This window comes from Pseudomonas sp. MAG733B, assembly GCF_036884845.1.
Taxonomy (GTDB): Bacteria; Pseudomonadota; Gammaproteobacteria; order Pseudomonadales; family Pseudomonadaceae; genus Aquipseudomonas.
In genome coordinates, this window is the sequence record NZ_CP145732.1 from 4,388,308 (window position 1) to 4,411,243 (window position 22,936).

23 protein-coding genes are annotated in these 22,936 nt (G+C 58.4%); 10 read left to right on the forward strand and 13 right to left on the reverse strand.

What is annotated here, in order from left to right:
- Positions 1-9: 9 nt before the first annotated feature.
- On the reverse strand, positions 10-135 hold the full coding sequence (locus tag V6Z53_RS20000; protein ID WP_338581335.1) for a hypothetical protein: 126 nt from the start codon (positions 133-135) through the stop codon (positions 10-12).
- Positions 136-221: 86 nt separating this feature from the next.
- Entirely contained in the window at positions 222-1,373 is a 1,152-nt protein-coding gene (gene metC / locus V6Z53_RS20005; RefSeq protein ID WP_338581336.1) for a cystathionine beta-lyase, read from the reverse strand.
- 113 nt (positions 1,374-1,486) lie between these two features.
- Here metC and V6Z53_RS20010 point away from each other — a divergent pair, with 113 nt between their 5' ends.
- From V6Z53_RS20010 to V6Z53_RS20045, 8 genes are all read left to right on the forward strand, one after another.
- Positions 1,487-2,392 (forward strand): LysR substrate-binding domain-containing protein, encoded by a 906-nt coding sequence (locus V6Z53_RS20010; RefSeq protein WP_338581337.1) that lies wholly within the window; start codon positions 1,487-1,489, stop codon positions 2,390-2,392.
- A gap of 38 nt (positions 2,393-2,430) precedes the next feature.
- The gene (locus V6Z53_RS20015; RefSeq protein WP_338581338.1) at positions 2,431-3,198 is read left to right on the forward strand and encodes a metallophosphoesterase; all 768 of its coding nucleotides are present in this window, start codon (positions 2,431-2,433) and stop codon (positions 3,196-3,198) included.
- A gap of 323 nt (positions 3,199-3,521) precedes the next feature.
- A complete protein-coding gene (locus V6Z53_RS20020; protein ID WP_338586536.1) occupies positions 3,522-4,340 on the forward strand; it encodes an alpha/beta hydrolase in 819 nt (272 codons plus the stop codon).
- 37 nt (positions 4,341-4,377) lie between these two features.
- On the forward strand, positions 4,378-5,502 hold the full coding sequence (locus V6Z53_RS20025; RefSeq protein ID WP_338581339.1) for an ATP-binding protein: 1,125 nt from the start codon (positions 4,378-4,380) through the stop codon (positions 5,500-5,502).
- The gene (locus tag V6Z53_RS20030; RefSeq protein ID WP_338581340.1) at positions 5,493-6,017 is read left to right on the forward strand and encodes an HIT family protein; all 525 of its coding nucleotides are present in this window, start codon (positions 5,493-5,495) and stop codon (positions 6,015-6,017) included. Before V6Z53_RS20025 ends, V6Z53_RS20030 begins: the two co-directional genes overlap by 10 nt.
- A gap of 92 nt (positions 6,018-6,109) precedes the next feature.
- Positions 6,110-7,078, forward strand: a complete 969-nt coding sequence (locus V6Z53_RS20035; RefSeq protein WP_338581341.1) for an MBL fold metallo-hydrolase — start codon at positions 6,110-6,112, stop codon at positions 7,076-7,078.
- Between the two features lie 115 nt (positions 7,079-7,193).
- Positions 7,194-7,493 carry a hypothetical protein gene (locus V6Z53_RS20040; protein WP_338581342.1) on the forward strand — a complete coding sequence of 100 codons (300 nt, stop codon included), beginning with the start codon at positions 7,194-7,196 and terminating at the stop codon, positions 7,491-7,493.
- Positions 7,494-7,652: 159 nt separating this feature from the next.
- Positions 7,653-9,392, forward strand: coding sequence for a dipeptidase (locus tag V6Z53_RS20045; RefSeq protein ID WP_338581343.1), 1,740 nt, complete (start codon positions 7,653-7,655; stop codon positions 9,390-9,392).
- Positions 9,393-9,454: 62 nt separating this feature from the next.
- Here V6Z53_RS20045 and V6Z53_RS20050 read toward each other — a convergent pair whose 3' ends face one another.
- From V6Z53_RS20050 to V6Z53_RS20065, 4 genes are all read right to left on the reverse strand, one after another.
- Complete coding sequence (locus V6Z53_RS20050; protein ID WP_338581344.1) at positions 9,455-10,219, reverse strand: Fic family protein; 765 nt, start codon at positions 10,217-10,219, stop codon at positions 9,455-9,457.
- Positions 10,216-10,476: a hypothetical protein gene (locus V6Z53_RS20055; RefSeq protein ID WP_338581346.1), complete on the reverse strand. Its 261-nt coding sequence runs from the start codon at positions 10,474-10,476 to the stop codon at positions 10,216-10,218. Before V6Z53_RS20055 ends, V6Z53_RS20050 begins: the two co-directional genes overlap by 4 nt.
- A 125-nt stretch (positions 10,477-10,601) precedes the next feature.
- Positions 10,602-10,961, reverse strand: a complete 360-nt coding sequence (locus tag V6Z53_RS20060; RefSeq protein ID WP_338581348.1) for a hypothetical protein — start codon at positions 10,959-10,961, stop codon at positions 10,602-10,604.
- 320 nt (positions 10,962-11,281) lie between these two features.
- Positions 11,282-11,752, reverse strand: coding sequence for an NUDIX domain-containing protein (locus V6Z53_RS20065; RefSeq protein WP_338581349.1), 471 nt, complete (start codon positions 11,750-11,752; stop codon positions 11,282-11,284).
- A 621-nt stretch (positions 11,753-12,373) separates the two neighbouring features.
- Here V6Z53_RS20065 and V6Z53_RS20070 point away from each other — a divergent pair.
- A complete protein-coding gene (locus V6Z53_RS20070; protein WP_338581351.1) occupies positions 12,374-14,950 on the forward strand; it encodes an EAL domain-containing protein in 2,577 nt (858 codons plus the stop codon).
- Positions 14,951-15,140: 190 nt separating this feature from the next.
- Here the strand turns inward: V6Z53_RS20070 and V6Z53_RS20075 are convergent, their stop codons facing one another.
- The 6 genes from V6Z53_RS20075 to V6Z53_RS20100 form a co-directional block, all read right to left on the reverse strand.
- On the reverse strand, positions 15,141-15,857 hold the full coding sequence (locus V6Z53_RS20075; RefSeq protein ID WP_338581353.1) for a 4-carboxy-4-hydroxy-2-oxoadipate aldolase/oxaloacetate decarboxylase: 717 nt from the start codon (positions 15,855-15,857) through the stop codon (positions 15,141-15,143).
- Positions 15,854-16,588 (reverse strand): 4-oxalmesaconate hydratase, encoded by a 735-nt coding sequence (gene galB / locus V6Z53_RS20080; RefSeq protein WP_338581354.1) that lies wholly within the window; start codon positions 16,586-16,588, stop codon positions 15,854-15,856. Before galB ends, V6Z53_RS20075 begins: the two co-directional genes overlap by 4 nt.
- A 52-nt stretch (positions 16,589-16,640) precedes the next feature.
- Positions 16,641-18,053, reverse strand: a complete 1,413-nt coding sequence (locus V6Z53_RS20085) for a carbohydrate porin (RefSeq protein ID WP_338581355.1) — start codon at positions 18,051-18,053, stop codon at positions 16,641-16,643.
- A gap of 90 nt (positions 18,054-18,143) precedes the next feature.
- Complete coding sequence (gene dctA / locus V6Z53_RS20090; protein WP_338581356.1) at positions 18,144-19,445, reverse strand: C4-dicarboxylate transporter DctA; 1,302 nt, start codon at positions 19,443-19,445, stop codon at positions 18,144-18,146.
- A gap of 40 nt (positions 19,446-19,485) precedes the next feature.
- Positions 19,486-20,394 (reverse strand): hypothetical protein, encoded by a 909-nt coding sequence (locus V6Z53_RS20095; RefSeq protein WP_338581357.1) that lies wholly within the window; start codon positions 20,392-20,394, stop codon positions 19,486-19,488.
- The gene (locus V6Z53_RS20100) at positions 20,394-21,251 is read right to left on the reverse strand and encodes an amidohydrolase family protein (RefSeq protein WP_338581358.1); all 858 of its coding nucleotides are present in this window, start codon (positions 21,249-21,251) and stop codon (positions 20,394-20,396) included. Before V6Z53_RS20100 ends, V6Z53_RS20095 begins: the two co-directional genes overlap by 1 nt.
- A 161-nt stretch (positions 21,252-21,412) precedes the next feature.
- Here V6Z53_RS20100 and V6Z53_RS20105 point away from each other — a divergent pair, with 161 nt between their 5' ends.
- The gene (locus V6Z53_RS20105) at positions 21,413-22,654 is read left to right on the forward strand and encodes a LysR family transcriptional regulator (protein WP_338581359.1); all 1,242 of its coding nucleotides are present in this window, start codon (positions 21,413-21,415) and stop codon (positions 22,652-22,654) included.
- Between the two features lie 81 nt (positions 22,655-22,735).
- Here the strand turns inward: V6Z53_RS20105 and V6Z53_RS20110 are convergent, their stop codons facing one another.
- The gene (locus V6Z53_RS20110) at positions 22,736-22,885 is read right to left on the reverse strand and encodes a hypothetical protein (protein ID WP_338581360.1); all 150 of its coding nucleotides are present in this window, start codon (positions 22,883-22,885) and stop codon (positions 22,736-22,738) included.
- Positions 22,886-22,936 lie beyond the last annotated feature (51 nt).

Here is a 22,936-nt window from a genome sequence, read left to right on the forward strand (position 1 = left end):
GGTCAATCCTCAGCCGGTGTGACCGGAATGGTTGAGCGACTCCATCACAGGGCTGTGGCGATCCATGCTTGGCGGTTGCGCGAACGCAATGGCGATAAACAGATACAAAGCGATGCGGGGTCGAATGCTGTTCATTGTTGTCATGTTTTCCATCCCTCAGGTGGCAGCTGTTCGAATAAAAAGCGGCGGCGAATGTCGTGGATTCGCCGGCCGCGTGTCGGTCAGCCGAGGAAGGCTGCGTAACCGTCAAGCGCGCGTTGCAAATCCTCGATCAGCCAGGCCGGATCTTCCAGGCCGATGGCCAGGCGCACGATCGGTTGGTCGGTGGGTGAATACGCGCGACTCTGTTGCTGGCTGGCCGGGTAGTAGGCGATCAGGCTGTGGGTGCCGCCCCAACTGGCGCCGATCGGCAGGTGTTGCAGGGCATTGAAGAACGCACCGAACGCGGCCTCGGACGCCGGCTGCAAAATGATCGAGAACAGACAGCCGTTGCCGGTGAACTGTTTGCGCCAGATCTCGTGGCCCGGATGGCTGGGCAAGGCCGGAAACAACACTTGTTGGACCTGCGGCTGAGCTTCGAGCCACTGTGCGACTTGCAGCGCCGTACGGCTCTGTTGCGTCAGGCGCAATTCGAACGTTTCCAGTCCGCGCTGCACCAGAAAGCAGTCTTCCGGGCTGGTGGCCTGCCCGAGGATGCTCTGGGTCTCACGCAAAATGTCGTAATAGCCGCTGTCGTTCATGCTGATGCTGCCCATCAGCAGGTCGGAGTGGCCGCCGAACAGTTTGGTCGCGGCCTCGATCGACAGGTCGACGCCGTGATCCAGCGGGCGAAAATACAGGGGGCTGGCCCAGGTGTTGTCCATCATGGTCATCACGCCGTACTGGCGGGCGATGGCGGTGATGACCTGAATGTCCTGCATTTCCATGGTCACCGTACCGGGTGCTTCCAGGCAGATCATTTTGGTGTTGGGCTTGATCAGTTGTTCGATACCGGCGTCGATGGTCGGCGGATAGAACTCCACGTCCACGCCCATTTTCGCCAGCCAATTGCTGGCGAACGACTTCAGCGCGCCGTAGCAGGAGTCCGAAACCAGCAGATGATCGCCGCCGCGTACGAAGCCCATGACCGCGGTCATCAGCGCCGATTGACCAGACGGTGTCACAACGCAGTGCCGGGCGTTTTCCAGGGTCGCGATGCGCTGTTCGAGGCCGCGAGCGGTAGGCGTGCCGGTGATGCCGTAGCTGTAGCCGTCGGGTTGACGGGCCTTGCGGGCGACGAAGTCTTCGAAGGTGTCGAAGACGACAGTAGAGGCGCGCCAGACCGCTGGGGAAAGGCTGGCGAACGGATTATTAGCGTGGTCTGTAAAGCTCATGGGGAAGTGCCTGTTGGGCCGTTGTTGTTGACTCGATTCTAGAAAGGCACTTACATGACAACAACACGACAAATGATTAACTCTATAACCCCCGCTTATAGGTATGACCCGACATGGGCGTTCGCGAGATTGAAGTCTTCCGCACCATCATGACTGCTGGCAGCACCAGCAAAGCCGCGACGATGCTGGGTATTTCCCAACCGGCGGTGAGCCAGGCGATTCGTAAACTGGAGACCAGTTCAGGGATTCAACTGTTCGTCCGGACACGAGGACGGCTGGTGCCGACGCAGGAAGCGGCGGCGCTGATGGTGGACGTGAACAATTTCTTCATCGGCTACGAGGTGATCGAGCATCGCCTGAAAAGCCTGCGCAATTTCGGCATCAAGCGCCTGTCGATTGCCGTGCACCCTGCCCTGGGCAACAGCTTCCTGCCACGGGTCATTGCTGCGTTCGATACCGCCAAGCGCGAGATGCAGATTTCGCTACAGGTCATGAGCTCGCGGGACGTGCATCAGGCCGTCAGCAGCGGCCAGTTCGACTTGGGCCTGATGGCCGATGAGATGCCGGTGGAAAGCCTTGAGCACTCGCAATTTCTCAACAGCCCCGGCGTGATTGTGATGGCCGCCAGTCACCCACTGGCGCGGCGCACGTTGATCGGCCCGAAGGACCTGGCAGACGTCGACTTTCTCGCCCTCAACCCGGAAGACAGCAGCCGCCGACGCCTGGAGGCCGCGCTCAGCGCAGAAGACGTGAGTTTACGGATCCGGGTCGAGACCGCTTACGCGCACACCATCTGCGAGTTGGCGTTGCTCGGTGTCGGTGTCGGTTTCGTCAACCCGATGGCGGTACGGGACTTCGTCGAGCGTGGCTTGGTGGTCAAACCGTTCAGTGTCGACGTACCGTTCATCAGCATCCTGGTGTTCCAGGCAGGCAAACCCATGACCGACAACGCCAGGCAATTCATTCGCGCCCTGCGCATCCAGCTCAACCGCGACTTGGCGCACTTGCCGCAAAAATGAACCCATCATTGGCCATCTGCATCACAGGAGTTGACCCCATGCGCATCGCCTTGCTGTCCGACATCCACCTGTCCGTCAATGCGATACCGTTTCCCGAAGTGGAGGCCGATATCGTTGTTCTCGCCGGCGACATTTCGCGCCCCGCTGCCGCCATTGAGTGGGCCAAGGCCTGCCCCGCGCCGATCGTGTACGTGGCCGGCAACCATGAGTTTTACGGCAGCGACCTGATCTCGACTTACGAGCAATTGCACAGGCTGTCGCAAGGCACGCAGATTCACGTGCTGGAGCGCTCGGAATACGTTCACGACGGCGTGCGGTTTCTGGGTTGCACGCTGTGGTCCGACTATCGTCTTTACGAAGATGCGCACGAACGAGCACATGGCATCGACCTGGCTGCTGCGCTGGTGCGGGACTTCAGCCGCATCAGAATTTCCCCCGATTTCGAAGACCTGTTCAGCCCGGCGGTGTCCCAGCTTGTGTTTTTGCAGACCGTCGCCTGGCTGGAAGACTGCTTCGCCCGCGACAGCACGACGCCCACGGTGGTGATTTCCCATTTCGCACCGACCCGGTCGAGCATCAGCCCGATGTTTGCCAGTTCACCGATCAATTCGAGTTTTGTTTCCGACCTCGAAGAGCGGATCAGAAAATGGCAACCGGCCCTTTGGCTGCACGGCCACACCCACGGCAGCTTTGACTACCGGGTGGGCGATACCCGCGTGGTGTGCAACGCCCGGGGTTATGCCAAAGAAGGCGTCAACGAAAATCCCGGATTCGATGGCGCATTGTTGATCGAACTGGCGGTCTGAGGCGCGCCGTACGGGAGTTTGCGCCTATACCAAAGCGTTAGTTTCAAACACCCATGTCTGGTGGTCAGTGCCCGGCTTTGCCCATAAATTTCCCTCAACCGGGGAAGTGCCTCGGGCCGCGCATGCGTTACCTCCAGAACTCACATGAGTGTTGAAAAATGACTGACGAGAAAAGCGGAACCTCACGTCGTGGCTTGATCACGACCGGTGCCATGGCAGCAGCCTTGGCGGTGACACTACCTGCGCTGGCAGCGCAGCAAACCAAGGCACAGACGCCCGCTTCCACCGGAGGCAAAAGCGACGGCAACGCCAGTGGTTCGGGGATGATCACAGTCAAGGACGGCACGCAGATTTTCTACAAGGACTGGGGCAGCGGCCAGCCGATCGTGTTCCACCATGGCTGGCCCCTTTCCAGCGATGACTGGGATGGGCAAATGCTGTTTTTCCTCAGCAAGGGCTTCCGTGTCATCGCCCACGACCGCCGCGGTCATGGCCGTTCGTCGCAGACCGCTGTCGGCAACGAGATGGACACCTACGCCGCCGACGTCGCTGAACTGATGGCGCACCTGAACATCAAGAACGCCGTGCACGTCGGCCACTCCACCGGCGGCGGCGAAGTGGCACGCTATGTGGCGCGTCATGGTCGCGGCCGCGTGGCCAAAGCGGTGCTGATCGGTGCCGTACCGCCGATCATGCTGCGCACCGCAAACAATCCGGGCGGCATTCCAATGGACGTCTTCGATGGCTTGCGCAAAGCCGTGGCGGACAATCGCAGCCAGTTCTATCGCGATTTTCCGAGCGGGCCGTTCTACGGCTTCAATCGCCCGGGCGCGAAAGTTTCCGAAGCGATCATCGACAACTGGTGGCGCCAGGGCATGAACGGCGGCGCCAAGGCGCAGTACGACTGCATCAAGGCCTTCTCGGAAACCGACTTCACCGATGACCTGAAAAACATCGATGTGCCGACTTTGGTGCTGCATGGCGAAGATGACCAGATCGTACCGATCGCCGACTCGGCGCACCTGTCGATCAAACTGCTCAAGCACGGCACCCTGAAAACCTATCCTGGCCTGCCCCATGGCCTGTGCACGACCAATGGTGACGTGATCAACGCGGACCTCCTGGCGTTCATCAAGGCTTGACCTCCTTGGGCTGCGACTGCACCGCAAGAGCCGACTCATGATGAACGTCATGATCGGCTCTCCGTGCGCCAAGGCAAAGTGCCTGGCGCTCTGGGCAACCACGCTCGCGATCTTCGTCGTCGATACCCTCACGGAACTCGATATCGCGGTGGCGGTGTTGTACGTCCTGGTCATCATGATGGCCATGGACTCGTGCTCGATCCGCGGGTTGCGCCGGGTTGCACTGACTTGCGTGGTGCTGACGACTGCCGCGTTCTGCTTTTCCCACCTCGATCATCCGTTCAGCGCCGCGCTGGCCCGCTGCCTCGTTAGCCTGACGGCCATCGGCATTGCCACCTGGCTGGCCTTGAAAAACCGCCGCACCAGCGATGAACTACAGGAACAATTCAGTTTGCTAGCCCATACCCGTGATGTCGAAGCGCAGCTGCACCGTGCGCAAATCGAACTCGCTCATATCAGCAGAAACACCACGATGGACGAGCTGGCAGCGTCCATCGCCCACGAAGTGAATCAACCCTTGGCCGCGATCACTTCCAGTGCCGAAGCGGCCCAGCGCTGGCTCGACCGCCCCAGCCCCGACCTCAAGGAAGCCGGGACAGCTATCGCCCGCGCAGCCAGTAATGCGCGCCGCGCGGCCGAAGTGATCAAGCGTATTCGCGACCTGACGCGCAAAAGCGATTCGCACTACGAAGAAGTGGATCTAAAATCGGTAGTAGTGGACTCGCTCGCCCTGCTTGACCGGGAAATCCAGAGTCATCAGGTGCGATTGTCGTGCACGTTCGAACATCAGTCGCCCAAGGTATCGGGCGACCGGATCCAGCTCCAGCAGGTAGTGATCAACCTGATCATGAACAGCCTGCAGGCCATGAGTGGCCACAACGACTTGCCCGGGGAGCTGCACGTGCGAATACAGGCGAAAGAGAGTCAAGCGGTGGTGGAGGTACGCGATAACGGCCCAGGGATTGACCAAAATCACCTTGCGCTGCTGTTTGATGCGTTTTTCACGACCAAAGAAGATGGCATGGGGATCGGATTATCCATCTGCCGCTCAATCATCGAGTTGCATGGTGGATGCATAAGGGTAGACAGTCAGCCTGACCACGGCGCGACCTTCTCATTCTCCCTACCAGCTTCGACAACGGATACCCAACCATGGACATAGCGCCACGCTTCATCATCCATGAGACAGCCCACTGGGTACTCAACCACCACATGACGACCAAGCTGCCCGGCTATCTGGTGCTGGGGACGCGGCACCCGGTGCGTTCGTTGTCGGACCTGCCCGAAGGTGCTTTGGTCGAGATGGGCGTGCTGCTCGCCAAAGTGCAGAAAATCCTGCAACTGGAGCTGCAGCCGAAATGGCTCTACATCAGCCGATTCGGCCACGACCCGCGCTTCCCGATCCACTTTCACTACATCCCGGTGTACCACTGGGTCGAAGAACTGTTCTGGCAGGATGAGCGCTATCGACTGCTGAGAAACTTCGGCGCGGTCAGCCCTCAGACGCAGACCGATGGCGCGGAAATGACCCTGTTCATCTGGCGCGAATTTGGTGAAAGTCCGGAGCCGCCGAGCATCCAGGGACCGTCGATCGAAGAGATCATCGATCGCCTGCGGATCGCGTTTGGCACGCAGGATAATTACCTTTTGGTTGGAAAGGCTCACGCTAAAGCCTGACCGTTCTATACGTGCGTATGGTATCGAACGCGCTGCGTCGAAAGGCACACTGATTCTCCGGGCGATCTGACCCAGGCAAACGGAGAACGGCCATGACAACGCAACTGAACCCAACCATCCAGAACGATGGAATACATCAGAAAAGCAACGGTCAGCACGACACCTCACTCGCCGCAGGGTCGGGGTTCGAGGAGTTAGTGCCTTCGCGCTATGCGGTGCGGGTCGGCGAAATCGACGTGCTGGTGATCAGCGATGGCGTGCTGCCGCTGCCGACCACGACTATGTCCACCAACGCCGACCCAGCGGCCCGCGCAGCCTGGTTCAAGGACATGTTCCTGGGGCCGGACTCGTTCGATTGGGCACTGAACGTCCTGGTAATTCGTAGCGGCGACCAGACCATCCTCGTCGACGCTGGACTGGGCGGGCAGTTCCCCGGTTTTCCCCGCGCCGGGCAGTTTCCCAAGCGGCTGGAAGCCGCCGGTATCGACCTGGGGTCCGTGACTGACGTGGTGATTACCCACATGCACATGGACCATATCGGCGGGCTGCTCGTCGACGAAGTGAAGAACCGCCTGCGTCCGGATGTGCGAATCCACGTGGCGGCGACCGAGGTCGAGTTCTGGAAGTCGCCCGATTTTTCCCTCACCTCCATGCCGTCGCCGGTGCCGGACGTCCTGCGAGCAACCGCCAATGAATTCATGAAAGAATTCCACAGCAAGCTGCGCACCTTCGAAGATGAATACGAGGTGGCACCGGGCGTGGTCGCCAGGCTCACCGGCGGCCACACTCCGGGGCACTGCGTGGTCTACGTGACATCCGGTGGCGAACGGTTGACCTTCGCCGGCGACGCCCTGTTTCCGGTCGCCTTCGAACACCCCGACTGGCACAACGGCTTTGAACATGACCCCGAGGAATCGGTGCGCGTTCGGGTTCGCCTGATGCAAGAAGCGGCGGCAAGCGGTGAGCTGTTTGTCGCCACTCACCTGCCATTCCCCTCCGTTGGCCGCGTGGCCGTCGACGGTAAGGCGTTTCGCTGGGTCGCGGCCTTCTGGGATTACTGATCGCCGCCTGGACGGCGAACTCGCGTTTGATGATCGAAGCTGTAACAGGCCGTCTAGACTAAACAGCGCACACTCGAAAACACGCCTTCAGCACTCTGGATTCAGGGGAAACGCGATGACGAGCTTGAACACGCATCAATGCTCGTCATGGCTCCTCCCTGCCCTGCTGGCTATCAACCTTGCACTGATCGCCGGGTGTGCAGGCAAAGCGGCCACGCCTCGCTATGCGGCCTCGAACATAGGCTCGGCCTGCTACGCAAAAGCCCTGCCCACTGTCGGCGAAGGTAGCCTCGCCTGGGGCGACACCTTGAACATGGCTCGCCAGAAATCCCTGAGCAATTGCGCACGCTATGCGGGGCGATCCGGCGGTACGCCAAGTACCTGCCAGGTAGTGCTGGCAGAATGTAAGCACTGATAAACGGTTTTTCGTTTGTGCGCCGCTTTTGCGTTTCTGTGCGACACATCCCGTTACAGGGGCTCCCGCATCACACCCTCATGGTGTTAGTTTGGAAATGTTTCTGATTAAACGATCAGATATTTCCCACAAACCACCTGCAAAGGAATGCCTCCAGAAATGGAATTTTCACTCAAGCACCTGGCTGCGACCACTCTGATGCTCGCCAGCCTCTCGTCGTTCACCACCGCTGCTCACGCCAACATCACGCCGCAACAGAGCGCGATCATCCTCAAGACCTTCAGTGATGCCTCGGTCACGGATTTCAGGCAATTCCTCGGGAGCCTGGCCAAGAGCGACATCGCCAAGACCGACGACCTCGGCGCGGCCATCAGCGCCTTCCTCGACAACAAGACGCTGACTGCCGAGCAACAAAACGAAATCCATCGCCTGCTGGGCCTCTATACGCGCGTGAAGTACGGCAGCGCGGCCACCGAAACCTTGAAGGAGCTGGTGGCCATCCCGACCATGCGCGTGGATGGCGTTGCCCAGCACGACAATCCCGAGTTCATCAAGATCGCCGAGAAGATCAAAGGCCTGGCCCAGGCGTTCAACCTGAACTTCCGCAACGTCGACAACCGCGTCTATGAAATCTCCCTGGAAGGCACTGGCGATGAAGTCGTGGGCATTCACGCCCACGCCGACGTGGTGCCGGTGACGCCGGAGAACTGGGTGCTGAAGGATGGCACCCGCCTCGATCCGTTCAAGGTCACTTTGATCGGCGACCGCATGTATGGCCGTGGCACCGAAGATGACAAGAACGGCATCGTGGTCGCGATGTACGCGATGAAAGTCATCAAGGAAGAGAAGCTGCCGCTGGCACGCAACTTCAAGCTGCTGATCGACACCACCGAAGAAACCACGGGCGACGCCATCCCTTACTACTTCGAACGCAACCCGACGCCCAACTACAACCTGGCGCTGGATGGCGGCTATCCGGTGGTGATCGCCGAGAAAGGCTACGGCACCGTCATGGCCAGCTTCGCCAAGCGCGCTGGCGAAGGCAAAGGCGCGGAAATCACCTCGATGACCGGTGGCCTGGCCACCAACCAGATTCCGTCGAAATCTGTCGCCACGCTGGTGACCGACAAGCCCGCCGAACTGACCGCTGCCCTACAAAAGGCCGGCGCGGAGTACGTCAAGCGCAATGGCGGTGACTTCGAGATCGCCGCCAAGGTCGACGGCAAGGACGTCAAACTGACCGTCACCGGCGTTTCCGCCCACTCCTCCGAACCCGAGTCCGGGGTCAACCCGGTGGCGCGGATGCTCGACTTCATCAATGGTCTGGACGGCAAGGTCGCGCTCAAGCACAACCAGATCACGGACGCCGCTCGCTACGCCGCCGACAACTGGGGCCTGGACTACCTGGGCAACAAACTGGGCGTCGGTTTTTCCGATGAGTTCATGGGCCCGCTGACCACCTCCCTGACCTACGTCGGAGTGGATGACAAAGCCTTCAAACTCGCGGTCAACCTGCGCGTGCCGAAGGGCAAGTCGCCGGAAACACTGAAAGCGGAAATCGCCGGAAAACTGGACGCCTGGAGCAAGAAGACCCAGATCGCACCGGCCTTCGATTACTCCATCGCCGAACCGATGTACCGCAACCCTGAAGGCGAATGGGTCAAGGCCCTGCTCGCCGTGGCCAGCGAAAACCTTGGCATGGAACACAAATTCGGCACCTCCGCCGGCGCCACGTCGGTGCATGAATTGCCTAACGGCGTGCAATTTGGCCTGGCCATGCCCGACGTCAAATACACCGGCCACAACGACAACGAGTTCAAGACCACCGAGCAGTTCTTGCTGGACTTGCAGATCGTGACCGAAATGATGGGGCGAATTGGGCAGTTTCCGAAGCTTTGATCGATTGTTCGGACCCGCCGTTTTGGCGGGTCCGATTTTTCAATTACTCAGATACCGCTTACTCATTTATCCGATGCAGGAGGTGCCGGAACGTCGAGACTCTGCGCCCTGTAGGTCTTGTAGATGCGCTGGACTTCCGGGTTATCCAGGCTTTCGTACGTAATATCTTCTTTGTCCAGGCCATCCAATCCTCTGATTCCACTGATGGTGTCTGGCCACTCATCGCGACTGGAGATATCTACCCTGAACGGTTTCAGATAGTTATCAAGATGCGCTTCACCCGGCATTCGGATCTCGCTGCTGAGCGCACGCAAATAGTCGTCCTTGCTTGTCCTGGACCAATCGATAGCGAATCTGGCCCGATAGCAGAGTTCCATGAAGACTAAAAGTATTGCGCGTCCATTGCCGTCCAGAAAGGGGTGAGCAAATGCCAACTGACCCATCACCTCCCCTGGGTGATCTCTGAAGCGCTTCTTGTTCACTGCCAGTTTGAGCGCATAGTCGACCGACATCTTGATTAAATCCGGGCGCTCGAAGGCTGTACTGTGGGGATCTTCGTATGAGCCTTTGAAAACCGCCAAGTGCGGTACGAGTTCATTCCGATCCTTCCCGGCCCAGTGATAAAAGTCGGAGAACAAGATCTGGTGAACCTGAAGTACAGCCTTGTAATCGATGCTTCTCTTCTTGGCCAAATAGGCAAGAGCATCTTCAATGCTCAATTCAAACGAAAGGTGTTCTGATTCTTTTACTTCAGTGGGATCTTTCAGCTGCAATGAATTCTGCAGGTATCCAGCCGTTTCGAAATCGCCGAACGGATCAAAAATCATGCGCTACGTTTCTTGGCGCGTCTTTTTTCCTGAAGATAGCGCCCTTGCAGCGCCAGGATCTCAGACTTGCTCAGAACGCCTTTTCTCTTGAGATTGACGAGTAACCGTTCGACGCTATCCAGTTCCACAATATCGCCGGCCAGGCGGGTAATGGTCACAGCCATACGACTCATACCGTCGGGCTCAGCGGAAATCTGGTGATCTTTTGCAAGTTTGCGGACTTGACTTGCTACGCTGGTAGCGGCTGCCTGGGTCATCAAAAAGTCCTCTATGTATGGTCAAACCTTAGCATTGCGCTTGCTTTTTGTCTTCGCTGACAGCTATGTCGGCGACTTGTGAAGGGGGGACTTTCGAGGTGTGCCCCCTTCACCACAACATATCCCTACTCAGGCGGATCAATCTGATCCAGCACCCGGTTCGCGGTTATCTCCGCCAGCATCACACTGTTGGAAATACCCAGCAGCGCATTGCGTGATTCACCATCCAGGTGATCCACCAACTGATGGACCATCACATCCACCGAGGCCAGGGTCTCGACCAAATAAACGGCCAGGGTTTCGAGCGTCACCTCAGGGTCGACGGTGAAGAGGGTGCTGACGGTGCGCGGTGTGGCTTTGATATCGGCGGTCGAGGGGAAGTGGAAGTCGAGGGCGCGTTCTGCGGCTTCGTTGAGTTTTTTTGAGTCGGGTTCGTATGGGGAGGCTGGATCGGTGTCCGGCGGGTTCGGTGTGACTTTGAACATGATTTTCTTTTCCTGTTTGCAGCCACTCCATCGCTGCTAAACGAGGGGTGGCAGCTGTGCGCAGGTTAGCAGACCGGGGAAAAGAAGAAAGCCGGCGCGCCCGAGGGCGCCCTGCGCACAGCCACCATCAAATACAGGCATGGGAATACCTGTCTGACGGACACTCGTACGGTCTTCTAATGCCACAGGCTGCTAAACCCGATCACTGGGAATCAGTGACGGGAATCAAGTTACCAATGGCCCCAAAAGCGCACAAGCCGGCGGATTCTGGCGTACCCGTAGGCAACGGCGCAAGGTCTTGTAGCTTGCAGGAAGTATCCTTAAACGCTTTTAAACAGCCGCTCTCGGTTCTGATCCGGATCTTCAGTTATCAGGTAACCACCCTTCGACAACGCACTCTTCACGTACAGCAACGCCCGATGAAAAACCGGATGACACTGAGCAAATGGCAAGTCATTGAGGGGAGCCCAGAAAAAGCTGAAGACATGGCCATGGTCGTCGAGCGTGTAGTGCGTCCACTGTTCAGGCAACGGTAAATGCGCTTCACAAAGTTGAAATGACCATACCTGGTCCAAGTGCCCTGCAATCCAATTGCCCATATCGCAGACAACCGTGGCGGCTTCGATTCCGGACTCTTCTCTCAACTCACGTAACGCCGCCTGAGCGGGTGTTTCACCGGACTCGATCGTGCCTTTGACCAATTGAACCCCCGCCTGTGGATGGCGGAACAGCAGGATGCGCGAGACAGGCGTATTCGAAAGAATAATGGGACAGGCTTTGTTGGGTGACATGCGATCTCCTTATCAACGCTGAAGTAAATGGTACCGCCCTGGCCCGCCTCCACGATGGGTCAGCTGCTGTCCTTGTGCAAAGGCAGACACCGGCCACGAGCGGAAAGCTGATCACTCGCGTCATCGGTAGAGCTAATAGGGTCAGATTGCACCCTGCGTACAACCTCGGGGCAATCTGATACGGTTTTTTATTGTAAATCTGAGCCTTTTTTTGGCTTTGACCTTTTCTTATAAAGTGCGCCCGACCCACTCATAGAAAGTGATCGTCCACACGCTATCTCCGGCCCTGTGAATATCGATGACCTCGAGAGCAGGCGCCCAGTTTGAATAGCCGCTTCAAGTACTTTCAGCAAGACACTCCCCCGAGCCTCGATTTGATGTTTGCCAAGCACCGCAGTGTCCCGTTTGACTACGGCTCGACGGTTTCACGCCAGACCCTCTTAACCCCCGCGGCCTCATCCCTTCGCCCATATCGGCAAGAACAACATCGAGCCTTCCAACCGGGAACGATCTGCCCGTACGATCATTCTAAAAAGCTACTACGCTCTGGTCACTGTTGAAAAATTCACCCCACTAGCAAAGTGACAGAGACCTAATCTCAGATTTATCACTTGGAGTGTTATGTCGAAGCCTGACGCATTTATCACTGCCCACGAAGCCCCATTAAATTCAAGCGTTGCGCTCACCAGAGCCTCATTGTTCAAGTTCGCTGGGTTACTGGGCACCGTATTCATCCTCGCTACGGGTATGCTGGTTTTTGTAGCGAAAAATCTCGATAGCACCGAAGAATCCAGAAGCGCTTTCTACGCCGAAAAAGCTGTTCAGACGCTTGAAAAAAATCTTCGATCCACCATCAAGGATTACTCCTTTTGGGGCGACGCATACAAACATCTGCACAAAACCGTGGATACGGACTGGGCGTTTACCCGACAGAACCTTGGCCCGACGCTTTATTCCGATTTTGGCCTCACTGGCCTATTCGTAATAAACGCAGCAGACCGGAGTGTCTACTCGGTCGTAAAAGGTGAGCTGACGACCGTTGAAGCTGCGGGCTGGTTGGGACAACCTTTAGCGCCGGTGCTCGACCAGGCTCGTCGAGGCGCAGACAGTGAGACGCCGGTAACTACTTTCATCAATGTTCGCGGCGTTCCTACTCTCGTTGCCGCTGCGGCTATAACCCCGGGAGCGGATCCCACTGTCCAATCTGAACATGGGCCATCATCGGTACTGCTTTTCGTGGAAACACTGGACAACGTCAAGCTGCAGGCAATCGGAAGTGATTACGGAATCGAAGGATTGCACGTCGCTACACCTGACGAGATCCACAAGGAGTCCATCCTGCTGCTAGGCGACAACGGATCGGCCGGTGGATTGCATTGGGAACCTGCAAAGCCCGGCGTCCGATTGTTGGGTTTTATACTTCCATTGATTGCCACAGCTGCTCTTCTGGTAGGCCTCATGATATGGGCCATTCTTCGACGTTCGACCGCTGCCGCCAAAGCACTTGATTGCAGCTACGTCCATTTGCAAACAAGCCAGGTAGCCCTCGCCGAGAGTGAAGCCCGTTTTCGAGATATCGCGGAAGCAAGCTCCGATTGGATCTGGGAAGTAAATCAGGAATGGCGCTTCACCTACCTCTCTGAAAGATTTGAAAGTGTTACAGGGCTATCTCGAGAGGCCTGGATCAGTGCAAAAATTGATGACCTGCTTTGCATGGAGTTCGGCGCCATATCTCAATGGCTCAGCATCCCGGGTCGCCGTCACAACATCAGCGTGCAATGTTCTTACGTCGATACGAAAGGCACTGCGCGAATTGCACGATTATCGGCACGGGGACTCGTCGACCACGGATTTCGGGGTACGGCGACCGACATAACGGATGAGGTGGAGGCGCGTCGGCGTATTGAATATCTTTCGCAGCATGACGCGCTGACAGGGCTCCCAAACAGGACAAGGTTACAGGAGTTTCTAGACGGCAAACTCAAAGCCGCGCCTACCCCCGAACATCCCCTCGTGATGCTTATTTTAGACCTTGATCGATTTAAACCGGTAAACGACCTGCTCGGTCATGCAGCCGGTGATGAGGTGCTCAATGAAGTCTCCCGCCGGCTAGGTGAGTGTGTGCGCAGCGGAGATCTCGTGGCGCGGATTGGCGGCGATGAGTTCGTGTTAATTCTTAACGATGTGAGCTCAGCTGAGGAAGTAGAAACGGCATGCCGGCGCTTGATAGATTCGATTGAAAAACCAGTCACCGTCGAGGATCAAGAGGTCTTTGTCAGTGCCAGCATCGGTATTTCAATGGCACCTAACGATTCATCGCAAGCAACAGAACTCCTCCGATACGCGGACATCGCGTTGTATGAAGCAAAATCCGCTGGTCGAAATACCTGGCGATTTTATGCAAATGAAATGAACACTAAGATCATCGAACGCCGACAGCTCGAAAATGATCTTCGCTACGGAATAAAACACGGTGAGCTGCGTCTCCATTTCCAGCCCCGCTATCGCCTTGCTGACGGCCAGATGGTCGGCGCGGAAGCGCTTGTTCGCTGGCAGCATCCTAAACGAGGCCTTATACCCCCCGATCGGTTTATTCCTATCGCTGAAGAGACCGGACTAATCCTTGCGCTGAGTAACTGGGTGCTCACAACCGCTTGCGAACATGCGGCCCGCTGGTCAAAAAATCTGTTTGTTTCAGTCAATCTCTCTCCGACCGAGTTTCAACGCGGCAATCTGGTTGAACGGATAGAGAAAGCAATCGCAACAACGGGACTTCAAGCGCAACGCTTGGAATTGGAGGTGACCGAGAGTGTCATGCTTGAAGACGCATTGGTTGCTCTAGAGGTGATGCGAGCTCTAAAGCGAGTAGGTGTACGTCTTTCAATGGACGACTTCGGTACTGGCTATTCTTCGCTCAGTTATCTGCGGTCGTTCCCGTTTGACGGCCTCAAAATAGACCGCAGCTTTGTCAACCGTCTGGGGGAAAGCGAGGAGGACAGGTCTATCATTCAAGCCATCGTAGGGTTGGGCCGCGCTTTGTCTTTGACCGTAACGGCCGAAGGCATCGAAACCGGTCTGCATCTGGACTTGCTCAATGAGGCTTGCTGCGAAGAGGGTCAAGGATATTTCCTGAGCAAACCGTTAAGTAGTGAAGATTTTGAGTTTTTGCTGAATGCCGAACAGGAGTTGGGTAGCTAACGTTGCTTGAGAAAGCTACTCGCACCAGACGAACAACTACTTTTCGTCCAAGTTCGCTATGCGTCGATAGCTGCCCTTCGCAACAGGCAACTATCGGCCAGAGTCTCAACTCACGCACCTACGCCTGCGCTAATTCAGAGTGCGCAGTTTCTCCATGGGCGCCCCCGGGTAATGCATGTCTGACCCCTGCTCAATCTCCGAGTTCTTCGAGGTTGTCGACGTAGCGCAACCCCTTTTCGGCCAGGCGCACGCGCATGTTGTAGATATCCAGACCCAGCTCACCTTTGGCCAGGCGCAGGGTCTTCTGTTCTTCCAGATCGGCCCGTGTGCGGCTGGCAACGACCACCTGCGGAACTTCTTCGCGCCGGATGATGACCACGCCGTCGTCATCGGCGACCACCACATCTCCCGGATGAACCAATTGCCCGCCGCAGACCAGTGGCAGATTCACCGACCCCAATGTCTCCTTGATCGTGCCCTGGGCACTAATCGCCCGCGACCAGACCGCAAAGCCCATCTCGCGCAAAGTGTGGGTGTCGCGCACGCCGGCATCGATCACCAGCGCGCGCACGCCGTGGGCCTTGAGCGAGGTCGCCAGCAGGTCGCCAAAGTAGCCGTCGGTGCATGGCGAACTCGGCGCTACCACGAGAATATCGCCAGGGCGGCATTGCTCTACCGCTACGTGGAACATCCAGTTATCACCCGGAGCGACTAGCACCGTGACCGCCGAACCACTGGTAACGATGCCTTGCTGGATCGGCCGGATCGACGTGCCCAGCAGACCTTTGCGCCCCTGCGCTTCATGGATGGTCGCGACGCCGAAGCGCTGCAATTCATCGATCAGCGCCGGATCCGCCCGAGGAATATTGCGCACGACAATCCCGGTTTTTCCAATGTGCTCGCTCATGCCAGGTTCTCCGTGACCCGTGGGAAGATGCTCTGGTAGCCCTCGCCGTACACGATGTTACGGGTCGAGGTGATGCCGACGTTGCGCTTGGCTTGCACGCCGCGTTGCAGGGCGACGCGGGTGTAGTATTCCCACAGATGTTCCTGGCCGGCCATGCACTGGATCGCCGCGTACTTCTTGTCCCAGACCTCGGTGATGTCCAGGAGCACGTCCGGGCGCCATTCGCATTGCTCGGGCTGGTGCGGCTCGAAGCTGTACACCGGCGGTGCGCCGACGATTTTCTCGCCCGGTTTGTAGCCCTCGGCCTGGGCGATGATGCGCGCCTCCTGCGTCAGGTTCATGGCCAGCGGGTGGTCATAGTTGTACGGGTCTTTCGAGGAATGGCTGAGGACAAATTCCGGCTGGACCCGACGGAATACATCAGCCAGACGAAACAGGGTTTCCTTGTCGGCGCGCATCGGGTAATCGCCGATATCGAAGAATTCGACGCTCGCGCCCAGGATGTCCGCGGCGGCCTGGGCTTCCTGACGGCGGGCGGCCTTCACCTTGTCTTCGCTCATCTCGCCCTTGCGCCACAACTTGGCGGACTCACCACGCTCGCCGAATGACAGACAGACGATGTGTACGTTGTAGCCCTGCTGCGCATGCAGAGCGATTGCGCCGCCGGCCCGCCAGACAAAATCGGCGGAGTGGGCGCTGACAACCAGCGCGTTCTTGGATGAATTAATCATTGCGGGTGCTCCTCTCTATTCAATGAATGTGGGCTTCTTTGACGTTCAGCACTCAATCGCCACCGCCCGGCGAGCTCAGGCCGAACATGCCGCCGAAACTCAGTTGCACGTTTAGTCCATACGCCAACATGTTCTTGGGCACCGTTGCGGTTTTCGGCAGGCCGGAGTTGTCCGGATTGACGATGTACTGGATGTTCGGCATGACAATCACGCCCGGGATCAGGTGCCAACCGTAGTTGAGCTCGAAGGAGTATTCGTGGGGATCGTTGCTGCCATGCCCGCCGGCCTTGGCCCGTGCATCGCGCAGAAACGCTCTTTCCTTGTCGGTGAGATTGAACAGCGACGCCGAGAAGCCAATGGTGTCCCGTGGTCGCGACGCCGTAGGCCCGGTCAGCACAAAGCCGCCGAGGAATTGCTGGCGCATGATCTCCTCGTCTTCGAGTTGCTGGACGACACCGCCGAACACCGTCAGGTTGCGCGTGGAATTCGCATCGGGTCGCCAGACCACGCGGTCGCCCAGCAGATACACGCCCTTGCGTTCGTCGTTAACCGTGCGTGCGGTCCCGCCGAAGCGGCCGAGTGAACGACCAGCGGTGTTGTAATACGGGTCCGGCCGCGGCGCAGTGCTGACGTAGCCGCCAGCCTTGACCTCGAACTTGCCGGGCTCGACCCAGCCCCACTCCAGCGGCACGGTCACGCCGTTGGCCTCGGCAATGGAAAAGTCCATGCCGTTACTGGCGGAGGTGCTGGGGTTGACCTCATACACGCCGGTTTCGACATAGGTATGCGGCGTCGTGCGGTAACGCGCGTTGATGCCCCAGGTCGCTGAAGGCAGCAAGCTATAGCCCGCTTCCGAGTTGATTAGCCGCGGGACGCCGCAGGTGTTACCGGCTTGAAACTGGCAGTTGGTGCTCAGTTTGGCGTAGTAACTGGTAGTACCCAGTCGACCCAAAATCACATCCAGTCGGTCGTCCAGCAGCTTCTGTTCAAAGGCGAACAAGCCCAGGTGCCAGTCGGGAAATTCGTTCTTGTAGATGTGTTGCTGCTTGGGAAACGTACCGGTGACGTCGTGGTTGAGGCCGAAGCCGTAATCTTTGTAGACGGTGAAGTGGAAGCTGCTGCCGGACGTGCCGACCAGCTTGTCCAGGTTGAAGTCGGCGCCGATGTTGAACTGGCCGACATTGGTGTGGCCTTGCTCGACGGCACCGCGGGTGTTCCTCGCGTATTGGTTGATCAGGTTGGCGCGCAGGAAAATGCCCTGATCTGCCAGCTCTTTCAGCGCGGCGCCGAGACCGGTGGCACGGGTTTCCGGTTTGGCTGCGGCGGCGCTGGCCGGCTCTTCCAACGCATCGGCCGGCGTACCCGGGAGGCGGCTGGATGCGGTGTTCGTAGCGGCCAGGCTAGTGCCATGGATCAATGAAGTGAGTACGCCGAATGCCAGAATTTTTGTTGTTGTTATTTTCATGAGTCGAGTTTCCTCACCGGAATCGCAGGTGCGCGTCACCCTTGCGCATCAGGCAATCCGGTAAATGGTGTTGTTAGAGGTTGGAGGTGGTCAGGCGTCGCGGTAGCCCGCATCCAGCTCGCTTTGCAGTCGCTTGCGGTCGATCGCGTTTTCCCATTTTCCCACCACCAAGGTGGCCACGCAGTTGCCGGCGATGTTGGTGAAGACGAAGGCAGAAGCGAGGATGCGGTGAACGCCGAGGATCAGCGCGATACTGCTGACAGGAATCGACTTGGTAGCAGCGAGCGTCATTGCCAGCACCGCAATGGCAGAACCGGCCACACCGGCGCCGCCTTTTGAGGTCACCAGCAGTACAAAGAGCAGTGACAGCTGTTGCTCCCAGCCCAACGCCGTACCCGTGGCCTGGGCCAGGAAGACCGCAACCGCAGCGAAGTACAGGCAGGTGCCATCGTGGTTGAAGCTGTAGCCGGTCGGCAGCACTAGCCCCACGACTGATTCTTCCACCCCGAGGCGCTTGAGCTTGGAGATCAGTTGAGGGAACACGCTTTCCGAGGAGTTGGTGCCGATCACCAGGATCAGTTCTTCACGGATGTAGCGCATCAGCTTGAGCAGGTTGAACCCGGCGTACCAGGCGATCGGTGCCAGCACGATCAGAAAGAAAATCGCGCAGGTCAGGTAAAACTCGCCCACCAGCGCAGCCAGCGGCACCAATGACTTGAGGCCGAATTTGGCCACCGTGAATGCAATGGCACCGAACGCGGCGATCGGCGCCAGTTTCATCGCCAGACGAATGACCCAGAACAGCGCCTGCGAGACTGTTTCAACGACGTTCAGTACAGGCTGCGCCTTGTCACCCAAGGACGCCAAGCCACAGGCAAACAGCACCGAGAACACCAGAATCTGCAGGATTTCGCCTTCAGCAAACGCACCGGTGGCGGTTTTTGGCACCAGATTCAGCATGAACTCGCCCAGGCTCATGCGAGCCGCCGGGTGCACCGCATCACCGGCGTTCTGCAACAGCGCAGGGTCGATGTTCATCCCGACACCGGGCTGCAGAATGTTGATCGTCACCAGCCCGATCACCAGCGCAATGGTCGTCACCACCTCGAAATAGACGATGGCCTTGATTGCGATACGACCGACCTTGCCCAAATCACGCACGCTGGCAATACCGTGGGTGACGGTGCAGAAGATGATCAGGCCGACCACCATCTGGATCAACCGGATGAACACGTCACCGAGGGGTTTGAGCGCCTGGCCGACGTCGGGGGCCAAGGCGCCGACGGCGACGCCGAGGACCATGCCCGTCAGGACCTGAAAAGTCAGGTCTTCATAAAACCGACGTGAACGCCGGGGTGAAGTGGCAATGGCTGGCGAGATGATACGAGTCATATCGGACTCCAAAATGAAAGTTTAGGCGGCTGGACACCGCTCAATCGGCGTCGCTGCCCAGCAGCTTGCGCGCTGGGGCGAACACTTCTTCTAGGCTCAAACGCCGAGGCAACAGCCCCTGCTTCATACACGCCTCGATAGTGAAATCGAGAGGACCCGCCAGACGATCGAAACCGAACAGCGTTGGGTGTGGCGTATCAGCACCTGGCGCAGCGGTGATACTGCGACGGTCGGCCTCGCGTAAAAGGGCAAACGCGCGCCTGATCGCTTCTGGCTGTTGTGCACAAGCATTTTCACTGGCCACGATCAAGTGATTGATCGGCATGAAGCGATGCTTGCGCCACCAGGCCAGGTCGCGGTCGGCGGCATTGCCGATGACCGGGACAAACTCATCGCCGGTCGGCAAGTCATTGCCCAGGATCGCCGCGTCCACGTCGCCGTCGCGCAACATCTGCACCGCCCCTTTCGTACTGGCGGCCTGCTCGACGAACGAAGGATTACGGTACTCCTGAACATGCGCCGGATCATGGGTGATCCAATGCACCTTGGAGATGTCCAGGTCGAAGTCTTCGGCGAGGTGCGCCCGAACCCACATGCCCGTGGTCTGCGTATAGGCACGGACCCCGATGCGCCGGCCAGCCAGATCAGTTTCGACGGGCACGCCACGCGGACCGTAACCGATCAGGCAGCCACGCTGGAAGCGCGAGGCGACCACGGCCGGCAACAACACCACGGGACGGCCGTAGGCAATGGCTTGCAGTGCGGTCACCACCGCCAGTTCGCAAAGATCGTAAGCCTGATCGCGCACCATGGGGGCGAACGCTTTGTGCACTACCGGAATGTCCTGGAACTGCAGGTTCACTGCGCAATCGACCAGCTCCCTGGAGCGCAATGCCACGGTGTGCGGGTAATTGCCGAGCACCGTGCGCAAGGTTGGAACGGGCTTCATCAACGCGGCTCCGATGGGGAGAACAAATACAGGCGCCGGGCCGTGCCACTGGCGATTGCCTGCTGTTCCTGCACTGACAGCTCCGACAGCACCGCGCGGGCGGTGTCGGCCAGTTCGGCCAGAGTGCCGGCTGCCGCGGGGAAATTCGAACCCCAGGCGATATGATCGGCCCCAAACGCCGCAATGATCGTGCGCAAGAAATCGATCGGTGTCGACTGGCCTTCGGTCGCTGCCGCCAGGGTTCGGTTGGTCAGTTTCAGATGCACACCCGGGAATGCCGACAGTTCGAGCAACGCCTGTGCGGCGTCGTAGGGCGCACCTTCGGACAGCACCGGCCGCGCACAGTGGTCGAGCAACACGATCGCCTTGGGGAAGCGTTCAAGCAGACCACGCAGGGCCGGAATCCCTTCCATGGTCATTTGCAGACACACCGGGATTGCATGCGCTTCAGCATAGGCCCAGGCGGGATAGGAATTGGCGTGGCCCAGCCAGTCGCCTTGGCCCGGCATGGTGCTGCCGGTGGTGAATAGCCGGAAGCCCGACAGTCCTTGTTCCTGCCAGTAAGCAATTTTTTCCACCGCATCGGCGGCGAGCGCATCGAGGGAATAGACACCTACCAGGCGATCCCGGTGCGCCCGCACAGTGTCGGCAACATAACGGTTGTCGTGCCCGTAAACCGTCGAGGCCTGAACCACGACCGCCTGGGCAATGTCCGCTGCGTCCATGGCGCGCAGCAGGCTGTCTGCATCGACCGGACGAGCCTGCGACCATTCGGACTGATGGCCGCCAATGGGATCAGTGGGGTAACGCGCGCTATCGGGAGAAATCACATGAGTATGGGTATCAAGCAGCTTCACAGGCGCCTCGGCTCCAGAGTGGCAGGGTATTTGAATTAGCTATTGATTCAGTTATCCAGCAATCATTAGCGAATCCGCTGTGGGCTAACTATCCATGGATGTATACGAGAGGGGAAATTCGAATTACGCTCCAGCCATTGGTTTTTGCTAAAGATCAGCAAATGAACACTGTCTACTCGTTAAACCTGCGCCACTTGGGCGCGCTGCTTGAAGTCGCGCACTCAGGCAATATCAGTATGGCGGCGCGGACGGTCAATCTATCGCAACCCGCCTTGGCCCAGGCCATCACCAAGATCGAACGGATACTCGATGCGCGTCTGCTCGAGCGTCGCTCAGGCGGCGTGGCGTTGACGGACGCCGGTAATCTGTTCGTGGCGCGTACCCGACGGGCGCTGGCCTACCTGGCCCACGGGGTGCGCCTGATCCGCCGTGTGCCGGGGAAACCAGCGCTTGCCCATCTCGACCAACGCTTGACCATGAGTCAGCTGCGCGCATTGGTGTCGGTCGTCGGGGCCGCCAGCTATACCGGCGCGGCCGCACAACTTGGCCTGTCCCAACCGTCGCTACACCGGGCGATGCGGGAGTTGCAGGAGATCGTGGAGATCCCCTTGCTGGAGCGCACGGGACGGGCCATCCAGCCCACCGCCACGGCCGGTCGCCTCGTGCATTTCGTACGTCTGATGCTGGCGGAATTACGTGCAGGGATCGACGAGATCACCACCCGCAACCAGGGCCAGGGCGGCACACTGCGCATCGGCGTTTTGCCCGTCGCCCGCGCCTACTTTCTGCCAAAGATCCTTGCGGAGTTCTGTATCCGGTGGCCGGCGGCATCGGTGGACATCGTCGAAGGCCCCTATGCCGAATTGCTCACACACTTGCGTCAGGGTGATATAGACCTGCTGATTGGTTCACAGCGCGAACATGTCCCGGCGCATGACGTGACCCAGGAACCGCTGTTCGACGACGAACTCGTGATCGTCGGACGTGCCGGCCATCCGCTGCACGGCAAGCGTCAACTCGCCACGATTGACCTACTGAATCATCAGTGGGTAATGCCGGCTCCCGGTACGCCGATGCGAGTGAACTGGGAACGGATGTTCGAGGAACGCGGGCAGACCCCGCCAACCCTGCGGGTGCAGTGCGGGTCCGTCACAATCAAGCGTGGCCTGATGCTGGAAGGTGATTGGCTGACACTGATGTCACGGGATCAATTTCGCCTGGAAAGCCAGGCTGGGCAACTGGTAGAAATCGGCTCGACCGGTACGGGCATCTGGCGAACCATCGCCCTGACGCGTCGGACCGACTGGCGACCTACAGCACTTCAGACATCGTTCATTGAACTGTTGAAAAGAGTGGCAGCACAGATGCGTATCACATCAGGAGATGTCCGGAGACTTTTTTGAAATCGGTGAGTGAGCACTTGCCTCCGGATCACCGCCGCAGATGATTTTAACGCAACGCTGTACATCCATTTCGGCTCGATTTCAGTCCTTCTCCACGGCCTTTCCCTCCTGCATTTGAACGGAGGACTTGGTGCCATCGGTGTTGTCCTTGGTGGTGTTCTGTGAATTATCGAAGCAACCGTGCAGCATGAACAGACTGCAAAAGCTCAACCACAGGCAGAATTTATTCATCATTTATCTCCTGGTCACGTAGCTGGTGAATGGGCCTGATCTTCTGACCAG